Annotated in this window: 8 protein-coding genes; 6 read left to right on the top strand and 2 right to left on the bottom strand. The window is 68.7% G+C overall.

Translation table 11 applies throughout. The features are described from left to right. Positions 1-3 precede the first annotated feature (3 nt). Both GF068_RS31015 and GF068_RS43820 read right to left on the bottom strand, forming a co-directional pair. Positions 4-924: a transglutaminase-like domain-containing protein gene (locus GF068_RS31015; protein WP_153823126.1), complete on the bottom strand. Its 921-nt coding sequence runs from the start codon at positions 922-924 to the stop codon at positions 4-6. Further along, positions 921-1,466 (bottom strand): DUF350 domain-containing protein, encoded by a 546-nt coding sequence (locus GF068_RS43820; RefSeq protein WP_170319769.1) that lies wholly within the window; start codon positions 1,464-1,466, stop codon positions 921-923. Before GF068_RS43820 ends, GF068_RS31015 begins: the two co-directional genes overlap by 4 nt. Positions 1,467-1,604: 138 nt before the next feature. Between GF068_RS43820 and GF068_RS31005 the strand changes: the two genes are divergently transcribed. From GF068_RS31005 to GF068_RS30980, 6 genes are all read left to right on the top strand, one after another. Then, the gene (locus tag GF068_RS31005; RefSeq protein ID WP_153823125.1) at positions 1,605-3,671 is read left to right on the top strand and encodes a M3 family metallopeptidase; all 2,067 of its coding nucleotides are present in this window, start codon (positions 1,605-1,607) and stop codon (positions 3,669-3,671) included. After that, positions 3,671-4,558 carry an Hsp33 family molecular chaperone HslO gene (gene hslO, locus GF068_RS31000; protein WP_153823124.1) on the top strand — a complete coding sequence of 296 codons (888 nt, stop codon included), beginning with the start codon at positions 3,671-3,673 and terminating at the stop codon, positions 4,556-4,558. The genes GF068_RS31005 and hslO overlap by 1 nt, the downstream gene beginning before the upstream one ends. A gap of 184 nt (positions 4,559-4,742) precedes the next feature. Next, positions 4,743-6,077 carry an FAD-binding oxidoreductase gene (locus tag GF068_RS30995; protein ID WP_153823123.1) on the top strand — a complete coding sequence of 445 codons (1,335 nt, stop codon included), beginning with the start codon at positions 4,743-4,745 and terminating at the stop codon, positions 6,075-6,077. Between the two features lie 51 nt (positions 6,078-6,128). Continuing rightward, complete coding sequence (locus GF068_RS30990; protein ID WP_153823122.1) at positions 6,129-8,132, top strand: hypothetical protein; 2,004 nt, start codon at positions 6,129-6,131, stop codon at positions 8,130-8,132. Positions 8,133-8,196: 64 nt separating this feature from the next. Further along, complete coding sequence (gene bcp / locus GF068_RS30985) at positions 8,197-8,751, top strand: thioredoxin-dependent thiol peroxidase (RefSeq protein WP_153823121.1); 555 nt, start codon at positions 8,197-8,199, stop codon at positions 8,749-8,751. Between the two features lie 174 nt (positions 8,752-8,925). Then, positions 8,926-13,632: an nSTAND1 domain-containing NTPase gene (locus GF068_RS30980; protein WP_170319768.1), complete on the top strand. Its 4,707-nt coding sequence runs from the start codon at positions 8,926-8,928 to the stop codon at positions 13,630-13,632. Positions 13,633-13,637: the final 5 nt, after the last annotated feature.

The following is a 13,637-nucleotide window of genomic DNA, read 5'->3' as shown; positions in this document are numbered from 1 at the left end:
TCCTCAACGCCTCTTCGTCGACCTCGTCTTCGGCGGCTCCGCGGCCTTCCCGGTCGCGGCCTCGTTCTTCGGCGAAGACTCCTTCGAGCGGATACGCACGGGCACGACGACCCAGTCGTTCGGCTTCAAGAGCTCCTTCGAGATCCACCCGACCGGCGCGTCCTTCGCGGTCGTCTCGACGAACGCGTACTCGCGGCCCTGGTAGCGGATCTTCTGGCCTTGTGCAGGCACGGCGACGCCGAGCATCGCGTGGCGATGGGCATTCGAGTTCACGATCACGCTGTCCACGCCGATCGCGTCGAGCAGCATGTGCAAGAGCAGCGCCTTCGAATCGCAGTCGCCCTTCTTCGCCGAGGCGACGAGCGCCGGCGGCATGAGGCCAAACGGGCGCTCCTTGGGGATCTCGTAAGGGATCGTCTGGACGAACGAGGTCAGGAGCTCGACGGCGTCGAGGGTGCTCATCTTCGCCTCGCGGATACGCGCCTTGAAGCGCGCGGCCAGCGGATCGATGTCGGGCTTGCTGCGCTCCGCGAGCGACTCGAAGATGCACTGCATGCTCGCGTCGCAGCCGGGCGGCGGCACCCACTTGAACGCGCCGTTGCCCGCGTCCTGGTAGCGCAGGCGCTTCGCGAGCTCGTGGTGCGCCTGGTCGACGTCCCGCTGTTCGTCCGCGCCGAGCGCGTACCCTGCGCGATAGACGGGCGGCTCGAGGCGGCGATCCCGCCACGTATACCTCGTCGCGCCGGACGGGGGCGTCGCTTCGGGGTACACCGCGACGCCGAGATCGACGCCCGCCTCGCCCGCGGCGGGCTCCTCGTCGCCTTCTTGCGTGAGAAGCTCGGCGAGGTCGCCGAGGCCGCAGCAGCAGCCCGTGACGAAGAGGCACGTGGTCGCGGCGAGCGCGAGGAGCTTGCCTTCCTTCATGACGGCGCCATCACCTCGTCACGCGCGAGCTCGGGCAGCGGGAGCAGGCCGTCGAGGGCGGTCTCGAGCCCCGGCGCGGCCACGAGCGCGATCACCACCATCACCGCGCCGAGCACGAGCGCAGGCGCGACGTTGCCCTTCCGGATCTCGGCGAGCTCGTCCACGCCACGCGTGACGCGGACGAAGAGGAACGTACCCACGGCGATCGCCAGCGCGCCCACCGCGAGCGAGAGCGCGACGTGCGAAAGGCCGTAAAACGCGAACTTGCTCAGCATCGCCGGCTGAAGCTTCTGTCCGCGGTACATGAGGTCCATCGCGGCGAACGTCGCGCTCACCGCGTGCTGCACGAGGAGCCCGAGCGACAGCAGGCCCGCGGCCGAGATCACGGCGACGCCGCTGTTCCCCTTCGCGAGCTCCTCGTCCATCTCCCCGAGGCGCAAGAGCCGCCCGAGCACGCGCGAGCCGAGCCAGACGCCCAGGGCGCCGACGACGATGCCGAAGAGGATCTTGCCGATCCCGATGAGGAAGAGCGCGACGTTCACGGCGCGAGGGTAGCGGAACCGGAGACCGCGGAAAACGCTGGAGATTCAACCAAGCGTTGCGCGAGTCCGGAGGCGATCGTAGGTACCAAGGACGAAGTAGTCCCCAGAGGAGGCGCGCTCGCCGCGAGAGCACCGAACATGCCTGAATCTCACGAAAATCCGCTGCTCGGCCTCGGCAACGACATCCCCTTCGATCGCATCCGCGGCGAGCACGTCGAGCCCGCCGTGAGGGCGCTGCTCGCCGAGGCGAAGGCGCGGCTCGATGCCCTCGCGGCCCACGAGGGACCACGCACGTTCGAGAACACCATCACCGCGCTCGAGCGCGTGACGGAGCAGCTCGATTTCGTGATGGGCGTCGTCGGCCACCTGGAGAGCGTGGCGACGACGCCGGAGCTACGCGCCGCATACGTAGCGGTGCAGCCCGAGGTGAGCGAGTTCTTCTGCGGCATCGCGCTCTCGGAGCCCGTGTGGAGCGCGCTCAAGGCGTACGCCGCGACGGACGAGGCCAGGGGCCTCACGGGGACGAAGAGGCGCCTCGTCGACAAGACGATCGCCGACTTCAAGCGCAGCGGCGCGGACCTCGATCCGGCCGGCAAGAAGCGCCTCGCGGAGATCGACGTCGAGCTCGCGCAGCTCACCCTCCGTTACGGCCAGAACGTGCTCGACTCGACGAACGCGTTCGAGCTCGTGCTCGAGGATCACGACAAACTCGCGGGCCTGCCCGAGGGCGCGGTGCTCGCGGCGCGGGCGAGCGCGGAGGCCAAGGGCATCAAAGGGTATCGCTTCACGATGCAGGCGCCGAGTTACCTGCCCGTGATGACGTACCTCGACGATCGCTCGATCCGCGAGCGCATGTACCGCGCCTACGCCACGCGCGCGACCGAGGGCGACTGGGACAACCGGCCCCTCGTGCGCAAGATCCTGGAGCTGCGGCGCGAGAAGGCGCGCCTGCTCGGCTTCGAGAGCTTCGCCGACCTCGTGCTCGAAGATCGCATGGCGAAGTCCGGGCACGCCGCGCGCACGTTCGTGCAGACGCTCCGCGACAAGGCGCGCGCCCATTTCGATCGGGAGAACGCCGAGCTCGAGGCGTACCGCAAGGAGCTCGAGGGCCCGGGCGCGCCGAAGATCGAGCCGTGGGACGTCGCGTATTACGCCGAGAAGCTCCGCCGCGCGCGGTACGATTTCGACGAGGAGTCGCTCCGCCCTTATTTCGCCGCGGACAAGGCGCTCGACGGCGTCTTCGCGATCGCCTCCTCGCTCTACGGCGTGCGCATCGAGCCTTCGCCCGAGACGAAGGCGTGGCACGAGGGCGTCTCGACCTACCGCATCGTCGAGCCGGACGGGCACACGAGCGCGGTGTTCTACGTCGACCTCTGGCCGCGCGAGTCGAAGCGCGACGGCGCGTGGATGCAGGGGCTCGTGACGGGCGTGTGGTCGACCGAGGTCCCCGCGACGCACGTGGAGGTGCTCGCGGGCAACCTCACGCCGCCGATCGGCGATCGTCCCGCGCTTCTCAACCACCGCGAGGTCGAGACGCTCTTCCACGAGTTCGGCCACCTCATGCACCACGCGTCGAGCCGCGTGGAGGTGCGCACGCTGGCCGGGACGAACGTGGCCTGGGACTTCGTCGAGCTGCCCTCGCAGATCATGGAGAACTGGTGCTGGGAGAAGGACGCGCTCGACCTCTTCGCGCGGCACCACGAGAGCGGCGCGCCGATCCCGGCGCCGCTGCTCGAGCGCATGCGGGCGGCGCGCACGTTCCGCGCGGCGAACGCGATGATGCGGCAGCTCGGCTTCGCGGAGGTCGACCTCGCGCTGCACGTGGACTGGGATCCGGCGCGGGACGGGGATCCGACGGCGTACGGGCGCGAGATCCTCTCGCGCCACTCGCCCGCGGCGCTGCCCTCCGATCACGCGATGATCGCGTCGTTCTCGCACCTCTTCTCGAGCCCGGTGGGGTATGCCGCCGGCTATTACTCGTACAAGTGGGCGGAGGTGCTCGACGCCGACGCGTTCTCGCGGTTCAAGCGCGAGGGACTGTTCAGCCGGGCGGTCGGCGAGGCCTTCCGCTCCGAGATCCTCGCGCGAGGCGACAGCGAGGACCCGATGGTCCTTTATCGGCGCTTCATGGGGCGCGAGCCAACCCTGGAGGCGCTGCTCGAACGCGACGGCCTCATCGCGTCCGGGACGGCGGTGGCCGTTTGATGACCGAGCGAAACGAGACGAACAAGGGAACCGACAAGGTCATCCGCGCGATGACGAACGACGGCGCGTTTCGCGTCATCAGCGCGCTGACGACCGAGACCGTGCGCGGCGCGATCGCCTCGCAGAAGGCGAAGGGCGCCGTCGCGAGCCGCTTCGGCGAGCTCGTCACAGGCGCGATCCTGATCCGCGAGGCGATGAGCCCGAACCTGCGCGTGCAGGGCATCTTGAAGGGCGCGAGCGGCAAGGGCAGCCTCGTGGCGGACGCGCACCCGGACGGGACGAACCGCGGCCTCGTGGGCTTCAGCGGCGAGACCGGCGAGGACATGGCGGGCGGCAAGGGCGCGCTTCTCAAGATGATGCGCACGCTGCCGAACGGCGCGCTCCACCAGGGCATCGTCGAGGTCTCGTTCGAGACGCCCGACGGCGGGATCTCGGGGGCGCTGATGGCGTACATGCAGCACTCCGAGCAGATCGTCTCCACGATCGCCGTCGCCACGCTGCTCGAAGGCGACGAGGTCGTGGCGGCGGGCGGCTACATCGTCGAGCTCCTGCCGGAGGTCGAGCGTGGGCCGCTCATGATCATGACGCAGCGGCTCGAGGATTTTCCGAAGCTCGACGAGCTCCTGCGCAAAGGTGACCTCTCGCCGGACCTGCTGATCGAAGAGCTCCTTTATGGCATGCCGTACACGCTGCTCGCGGAGAGCGAGCTCCGGTATGCGTGCCATTGCAGCGAGCTCCGCGTCCTCTCCAGCCTGGCGACGCTGCCGCGCTCCGATATCGAGGAGCTGCTCCGCGACAACAAGCCCCTCGAGATCACCTGCGATTATTGCCGCAAGGAATACGGCATCCAGCCGTCGCAGCTCAAGGCCCTCCTCATGGCGAGCTAGCCTCACCCCCCATCCCCCTCTCCACTCCGTGGAGAGGGGGAGAAAAGCGCCTCTGGCTCCCCTCTCCACGGAGTGGAGAGGGGTTGGGGGTGAGGCCGTCCCGCACGGCGCCGCGAATTCACGATAAGCCTGCTTGACCCTCCTTTGCTCGGATGCCACCTCTCCGGGGCACGGGGGGCAACCAATGGATCTCTCTTCCCACGAGCGCGAGGTCTCGCGCGTCGCCACGACCATTCGTGTTCAGGCCAGCCGGGGCGGGCCCGTCCGTATCGACAAGGGCGGCGTCTCCCATTTCGTGCCCGTCCCGGGCGACCCTCGCGAGCGGGCCACGCCGATCGACGCCTCGCGGCTCCGGCGCGTGCTCACGATCGACCCCGAGCGCCGCGTCTGCGTCGCCGAGCCGGGCGTCACGTTCGCCGAGCTCGTCCCGCGCACGCTCGAGCACGGCCTCGTGCCCGCGGTCGTCCCCGAGCTCGAGGACATCACGCTCGGCGGCGCGGTCGCGGGCTGCTCCATCGAGTCGAGCTCGTACCGCCACGGCGGGTTTCACGATGGCTGCCTCGAATACGAGGTGATCTCCGGCGACGGCCAGATCGTCACCTGCTCGCGCGAGAAGGAGCCCTCGCTCTTCGACATGATCCACGGCTCGTACGGCACGCTCGGCGTCCTCTCGCGCCTCACGTTCGAGCTCGTGCCGGCCAAGCGCTTCGTGCGGATGGAGTACCGCCGCTTCGACCATTTCGACGCCTTCAACGCGGCGATGGTGGAGCGCTGCAAGGCGGGTGATTTCGAGTTCGTGGACGGTATCGTGCACGGCCCGCGCGACTTCGTGCTCTGCCTCGGCGCGTTCGTCGACGACGCGCCCTACACCTCGAGCTACCGCTGGCTCGACATCTATTACAAGAGCACGCGCGGGCGGACGGACGATTTCCTCAGCACGCCCGACTATTTCTTCCGTTACGACGCCGAGTGCCACTGGCTCAGCCGCACCGTCCCGGGGCTCGAGACGAGGCCCGTGCGCTGGCTCGTCGGGCGCCACGTGCTCGGCTCGCGCAACCTCATTCGATGGTCGAAGCGGCTCGATCGCGTGCTCGGCCTGAAATCGCGCCCCGACGTCGTCTGCGACGTCTTCGTCCCGCAGCGGAACTTCGGCGCGTTCTACGAGTGGTACGAGCGTGATTTCGATTTCTGGCCGCTCTGGGTCGTCCCGTACCGCATGCCGCGCCCCTACCCCTGGATCCGCGAATCGCACGCGCGGCACGGGGACGAGCTCTGGATCGACTGCGCGGTCTACGGCAAGCCCAATGACGATCCGCGCGTCGACGGGTCCGAGGTGCTGGAGCAGAAGACCTACGAGCTCGGCGGCGTGAAGACCTTGATCTCGCGCAACCATTACACCGAGGAGCGGTTCTGGCAGATCTACGACCGCGAGCGTTACGAGGCCGCGAAGCGTAGGCTCGACCCGCACGGCGTCTTCCCCGGCCTCTACGAGAAGGCCCACCGCGTCCGCAAGAGCTGAGGCTTTGCTCCTCCGTCCGTCGTGTTAGCATGGCAGGCGGAGGAGCTTGCCATGCTACCGTCTCGGTCCCTTCTCGCTTGCCTCATTTCGTTCACGTCGCTCGCCGCGCTCGGGTGCTCGGACGATACGACGACCCCGCCGCCCGCCGGGCTCGCGCCGCTCGCCGTCCCCGAGGGCTGCAACCCGATCGCATTCGAACACGACTGCCTGCTTCCCTACCCGTCCGATTTTTACCTCGTCGACGACGCGTCCATGCCGAGCGGCAAGCGGGTCGCCATCCCCGAGCCCGCCCGGATGAAGGACAAGAACGAGGTGCCCTTCGATTTCACGGAGACACACCCGATCGACGGGTTCTCGCACCACCAGCCGATCCTCGTCCATTTCAAGGAAGGCGTGAGCACCGAGGGCGTCGTGTTCCACACGGACGACCCCGAAAAGAGCCTGCTGCCCGACAGCAAGGTGATCCTGCTCGACGCCGAGACGGGCAAACCCGTGCCGGCGTGGGCCGAGGTCGACATGAACACGCTCGAGCCCTCGGAGCGCGCGTTCATCATCCGCCCGTTCGTGCGGCTCGAGAACGGCAAGCGATACATCGTCGCCGTCCAGGGGCTCGCGCCGGATACGAGCGCGTCCGCGGGCCCGCTCCTCGCGCCGCCCGAGGGCTTCAAGCGAATCCGCGACAAACAGACGTCGGGCGACTCCGTGCTCGACCCCATCGCGAGCCGCTACGAAAAAGACGTCTTCCCGGCGCTCGTCGCCCACGGCGTCGATCGTGAAAACCTCCAGCTCGCCTGGGATTTCACCACGTCGAGCGAGGAGATGAACACGCGCGACCTGCTCACGATGCGCGACGACCTCCTCACGAAGCTCGAGGCGAAGGCGCCGGAGGTGCTCGACGTCGTCGTGGTCGAGGAGAACACGCCCGAGCAGAACGAGAACGTCTGGCTGCGTATCGAGGGCAAGATCAAGGTGCCGCTCTACATGGAGAGCGTCGAGCCGAGCGCGATGCTCCATCGGGACGCGAGCGGCAAGGTCACGCAGAATGGCGAGGCCGACGTCCCCTTCGTCTTGCAGGTCCCGCACAGCTTGAAGCCCGCGGACGACTCCTTCGAGCCGGCCCGCATCCTCCAGTACGGCCACGGCTTCTTCGGCCTGCGCGAGGAGATCGATTATGGCTTCATGCGCGGCTACGAGAACGAGCGCAAGTTCATCGCCGCCGCGGTCGACCTCTGGGGCATGAGCGAGCCGGACATGCCGGTCGTCCTCGGGCGGGCGCTCTCCGATGTCGGGAACGTCTTCGGCTTCGTCGACCGCACGCACCAGGGCATCATCAACTACATCGCGCTCAGCTATGCCCTGAAGGGCCCGATCGCCGCGCTGCCCGAGCTCCAGCGGTTCGGCAAGCCCCTCTACGACACGAACCAGCTCTACTATTACGGCATCAGCCAGGGCTCGATCTTCGGCGTCACCATGATGGCCCTGAACCCGCTGCTCGACCGCGCGGCGCTCGGCGTCGGCGGCGGCCCGTATTCGCTGATGATGTCGCGCTCCGCGAGTTATGCGCCGCTCTACGGCGCGCTCCAGGGCCAGCTCCAGAACCCGCTCACCGTCATGAAGCTGATGGCGCTCAGCCAGGGCACCTGGGACCGCGTCGACCCCATGACCTACGCCCCGCATCTGCTCACGAATACCTACCCGAAGAGCCCGGCGAACCGGCACATCCTCATGCAGATCGGAATCGGGGATCACTCGGTGAACAACCTCTCGAGCCACCTCGTCGCGCGCGCGACGGGTATTGCCCTGCTCGACCCCGCGCCGCGGCCGATCTGGGGGCTCGAGAGCACGACGGCGCCCGCGGACGACGCGCTCGTGGTGATCGACTTCAAGCTCGCCACCGAGCCCGGCATCGAATGCCGCGTGCCCACGGAGGCCGACAAGAACGACGTGCACGAGGGCGTCCGGCGCAACGTGAAGGTGAAGGACCAGCTCGACCTGTTCTTCCAGCCGGACGGGCAGATCCAGAACACCTGCGAAGGCGCCTGCGACCCCGAATAGCGGCCATTGCGCCCGGCCTTCCTCCTGCGCTACGGTTCGCCCGCGCGCGAGAGGAGGACCGGGCATGGCGACGTCGTACGAGAAAAAAGCAACCACGAAGAAGACCACCACCCCCACGAAAAAGGCGGCCCCCGCGAAGAAGGCGGCCCCGGCGGAGGCGGAGGGCAGCCGCGAGGCGGCCCCCGCCTTCACCCTGCCCTCGGACGAGGGCAAGGACGTCTCGCTCGCCGATTACGCCGGGAAACGTGTGGTCCTTTATTTCTACCCGAAGGACAACACCCCCGGCTGCACGCGCGAGGCGTGCGCGTTCCAGGCGAGCCTCGCCGCGCTCCGGAAGCAGGGCGCCGTGGTGCTCGGCGTGAGCCGAGATTCGGCGAAGACCCACGCGGGCTTCAAGGCGAAGCACGACCTCACCTTCCCGCTGCTCGCCGACACGGACGGCGCGGTGCACCGCGCTTATGGTGCCTGGGGCACGAAGACGAATTATGGCAGGACGTTCGAAGGGGCGCTCCGCACGACGGTGATCATCGACGAGCAGGGGCGGATCACGAAGCGGTTCGCGAACGTGAAGGTCGACGGGCACGCCGATCAGGTGCTCGCGGCGCTCGCGGCGCTCTGACTCCTCGCGGCCCTCTCCGAGCTTCCTTACGCGATGACGCTCGACCCAGGGCGTCGAGCAGCACGGCGCGGGTCGTGTGGTAGGGCGCGTGGTCGGGCTCCGAGACGTCGATCTCGGCTCGCCGGCTTCTGTGCAATCCCTCTTCGGCGCGTGATACGTTCAGCCCCCCGCGTCATGAGGAGCGAGCACCAAGCAGCCCTGCAAGCGCGCCCGTCGTCCGCGGAGCAAGGGCGCGTATCGATGGAGTGCGCCACCCGCACGCTCACCCAGCCGCACTCCACAGACACGTCCGCCACCTCGACGCTCTCCACCTCGGCCGAGGCCCCCACGCCGCCCGAAGCCGCGCCGCCTTCGCTCGACCCCTCCCCGCCCGGTGGGTTCATCAAACACTACGAAATCATCCGCGAGCTCGGCGAAGGCGGCATGGGGGTCGTGCTCCTCGCGCGGGACACGAAGCTCGGGCGCCTCGTCGCCATCAAGCTCCTCCACGGCGGCGGGCAGGCCGCGCCCCGCCTGCGCGCGGAGGCCCAGGCGACCGCCCGCGCGAGGCACGACAACATCGTCGTCATCTACGAGGTCGGTGAGCTCGACGGGCGCCCCTACATGGTCCTCGAATACGTCGAAGGACGCACGTTGCGCGAGGTCCTTTCCAAGGGCCGACGGGGCGACGGGCGCGCGCTGCCACGGGGCTTCGTGTTCGACATCATGGTCTCCGTCGTTCGGGCGCTCGCCGCGGCCCACAAAAGCGGCGTCGTCCACCGCGACCTCAAGCCCGAAAACATCATGCTGCTCGACGCCGGGCAGGTGAAGGTCCTCGATTTCGGCCTCGCGAGGCCCGTCGATTCCGAGGAGCCGAAGCGGCGCGCGGGCACGCGGGCCTACATGTCGCCCGAGCAATGGAGCGGCGACAAGATCGACGCGCGTTGCGACCTATGGGCCGCGGGCGTCGTTTTTTACGAGCTCCTCGCCGGCGCCCATCCCCTCGCGCCGCTCACGATGGAGCGGCTTTGGGCCCTCTCCGATCTGGAGACGCCGATGCCGCGCCTCGCCGACGTTCGGCCGGAGCTCGCCGAGATCTCGGAGGTCATCGATCGCTGCCTGCGCAAGAAGAAGGAAGAACGCTTCCGCTCGGCGGAGGAGCTGCTCGCCGCGCTCGAAGCATGCCTCGCGGTCCACGGCGCCGTCGTGGTGAAGGGCGACGCGCGCCCGTTCGCTGGGCTCGCCGCCTTTCAAGAGGCCGACGCCGACCGCTTCTTCGGCCGCGCGCCCGACGTGGCCGCGCTCCTGGGCAGCCTCGCGCGTCAGGCGCTCGTCGTGGTCGCGGCGCCCTCGGGCGCGGGCAAATCCTCCTTCATTCGCGCGGGGGTGATCCCCGCCTTGAAGCGGTCGGGCGAGGAATGGGACGCCCTCGTCGTCCGCCCGGGCCGCGCGCCGCTCTCGGCGCTCCGCGAGGCGCTCGCCACGGCGCTCGCGCCCGCGGACGTGGACGGCCATTTCGAGACGCAGCCGGGCCTGCTCGGCAAGCATCTGCGCGCCCACTGTCGCAGGCGGGGCCTTTCGCGCCGCATGCTCGTCTTCGTCGACCAATTCGAGGAGCTTTATACCCTCGTCCCGGACGCGGACGAGCGCGCCGCGTTCCTCGCCGCCCTGCTCGGCGCGGCGGACGACGCGTCGTCGCCCTTGCGCGTCATCCTCGCGATCCGCTCCGATTTCCTGGATCGCGTCGCCGAGGATCGCCCTTTCATGTCGCAGGTGCGGGCCGGCCTCTTTTTCTTGACGCCCGTGGGACGCGCGGAGCTGCGTGAGGCTTTGACGCGGCCGGTGGAGGCGGCAGGTCATCGATTCGAGAGCGAGGCGATGATCGAGGAAATCCTCGACGAGCTCGAGCGCGCCCGGAGCCCCCTGCCGCTCTTGCAGTTCTCGGCCGCGCACCTCTGGGACGCGCGCGACAAGGAGCAAAAGCTGCTCACGCGGCAAAGCCACGAGACACTCGGCGGCGTGGCCGGCGCGCTCGCGACGCACGCGGACGCCGTCGTCGCGCGGCTCTCGGCGACCGACCAAAGCTTGTGCCGGGCGATTTTCCTGCGCCTCGTGACGCCGGAGCGCACACGCGCCATCGTCGGCATGCGCGAGCTCGCCGAGCTCGCCAATGACGCGACGGCGGTGGAGGCCGTGGTGCGAGAGCTCTGCGACGCGCGGCTCTTGCTCCTCGATACGGACGGGGAGCCGGGCTCGGCGACGGTCGAGCTCGTGCACGAGTCGCTCATCGAGCGCTGGCCCACGCTCGCGCGCTGGCTCGGCGAAAATGCGGAGGACGCTCTGTTTCTGGCTCGATTGCGCGCCGCGGCCTCGCAATGGCAGGCGAGCGGAGCGCCCTCGGGTTTGCTCTGGCGCGACCGCGCCGCCGAGGAGGCGCGCGTCTTTTATGAACGGCATCGCGGGGACGGCGCCGAGGCGCGCGGCAACCTCGTGGGAAAGGTCGAGGAGCGGTACCTCGAGGCCGTCTTGGCCCTCGCGGACCGCGCGCGACGTCAGCGCACGCGGCTCCTCGCGGGGGCGTTCGTGTTCGTCAGCGCCGTGGCCGTCGTGGTGTTTTTCTTGGCGATGCGCGCGGACGCCCAGGCAACGCGCGCGGACGCGGAAGCCGCGCGGGTCAAGGAGCAGAACGAGGCCCTCGCGCTTCAAGCGCTCCGAGGCCGCAATGCGATGCGCATCCTCGCCGCGCGCAAGCGGCAGGACGATCCGATGCTCGTGCTCGCGCTCCTGCGGGAGGTCGAAAAAGAGGACATCCCGAAGGAATGGTCCGAGCTCGTGAGCGCCGCGCTTTCGCAGGGCGTCGCGAGCGCGGCGTGGGTCGCGCCGGGAGCCCCCAAACCGCTCGTCTATGACGCCACCATGAGCCCGGACGGCGAGCGTATCGTCCTGGCGCTCGGAGACAAGACCGCGCGGGTCCTCGATGCCAAGGACCTCAAAGAGCAAAGGGTCTTGCGCGGACACGAGGCCCACTTGTGGAGAGCCGCGTGGAGCCCGGACGGCGAGCGCATCCTCACGGCATCCGGCGACAAGACAGCACGGGTAGAGCCTGCGGATGGCAAGGGGGAGCCGCTCGTCCTGCGTGGCCACGAAGCTCCCGTGAACTCCGCCTTGATGAGCCCGGATGGGAAGCTCGTCGTGACGTCGTCCGAAGACGGCACCGCGCGCGTCTTTGGCGCGGCCTCTGGAAAGGAGCTCGTCGCTCTTCGCCACGTCGACGATGTCAACTTTGCTGAATTCAGCCCGGATGGCAGGCGCATCGTCACGGCGGGAGCGGACGGCGCTGCGCGGGTATGGAATGCAGACGGCGCGGGCGAACCGCTGCTGCTGCGCGGGCATACGGGGGCGGTCATCGCGGCCGCGTTTCACCCGGATGGAACACGCATCGCGACGGCGAGCGCGGATCGGACGATCCGGATATGGGACGCTTCGAGCGGCGCCGAGCGCCTCGTCTTGCGCGGGCACGACGACAAGATCATGACCGTCGCCTGGAGCCCCGACGGCCGTCGGATTGCCTCGGCGAGCAAGGACAAGACGGCTCGAATCTGGAATGCAAACGGCGGCGCAGGGCCGCTCGTCCTGCGTGGCCACGGCCATTGGGTGTACACGGCGAGATTCAGCCCGGAGGGCCGCCGGCTCGTCACGGCCTCGCTCGACAATACCCTGCGTGTATGGAACCTCGACGATATCCTCGCCCCCCTGGTCCTTCCAGGCAGCACGGCCATCGTCGGCCCCTCCGCCTTCAGCCCGGATGGCAAACGTTTCGTCATGGTGTCGGGCGCGACGCATGTATGGAACGTGAATGGAACGGACGAGAGCGTCCTGCCCGCTTCCGATGCCTCGCAGTCCGCGTGGAGCCCCGACGGCACTCGCATCGTCACGGCGTTCACCGACAAGACAGCGCGAATATGGAACGCGGACGGCTCCGGTGTGCCCATCGTGCTTGGAGGTCATCCGGACGCGGTTCGAGCCGTCGCGTGGTGCTCCCAAGGCGACGCCATCGCCACGGCGTCGCAGGACGGGATGCTCCGACGATGGAGCCCGGACGGGCGTCTGCTCTCGACGACGACGAGACCCGTCAGGACCGATTTCCTGGTCACGAGCTTCGATCCATCGTGCAAACGGCTCCTCGTCTGGGATACGCAGCACGGAATCATCCAGGTCTGGAACGTGGACGAGGGCGAAGAGCTCCTCACCCTCGGCGAGCGCGACGCCGCCGTTTACACAGCGGAATGGAGCCCGGACGGCTCTCGTGTCCTCGCGATCTATGTGGATCACGCCGTGCGAATCTGGAACGTCGACGGGGCTCCGCCCTTCGTGTTCCCGGTGTCCGGTCCCGTGACGCATACGAGCTTCAGCCCCGATGGCCGCCGCGTCGCCATGGCGTTCGACGACGGCGCGGTGCAGGTCTGGAAGACGGATGGTGCCCGGGAGCCGGACGTCGTCTTCGGTATTCGGGGGAATCAGCAGACCTATGTCCAGTGGAGCCCGGACGGCACGCGCCTCCTCACCAACTCACGGGACAGGTTGACGCGCGTGTGGAATGCCGACGGCTCGGGCGTGCCGTTCGTCCTCGTCGGCGCGCAGGCCCACGTCAGGTACTCGTTCTGGAGCCCCGACGGCGAGCACATCGCCGTTCAATCCGAGGAGACGGTCGCCCGCTTCTGGCCCGACGTGCACCCCTTCTCCGGCCCCGACGATCCGCGGCTCTGGAGGGCGACTTCCTATTGTATACCCCCCGCGACCCGGATCGAGCTCCTGGACGTGACGGACGACGACGCGCGCGCAGACGAGGAGGCCTGCAAGCGCCGCGTGACCGAAGCGCGCGCTGAAAGGCCTGGGAGGTGATCATC

Source organism: Polyangium spumosum (genome assembly GCF_009649845.1).
GTDB lineage: Bacteria > Myxococcota_A > Polyangia > Polyangiales > Polyangiaceae > Polyangium > Polyangium spumosum.
This window is presented reverse-complemented; position numbering and strand designations above follow the sequence as displayed.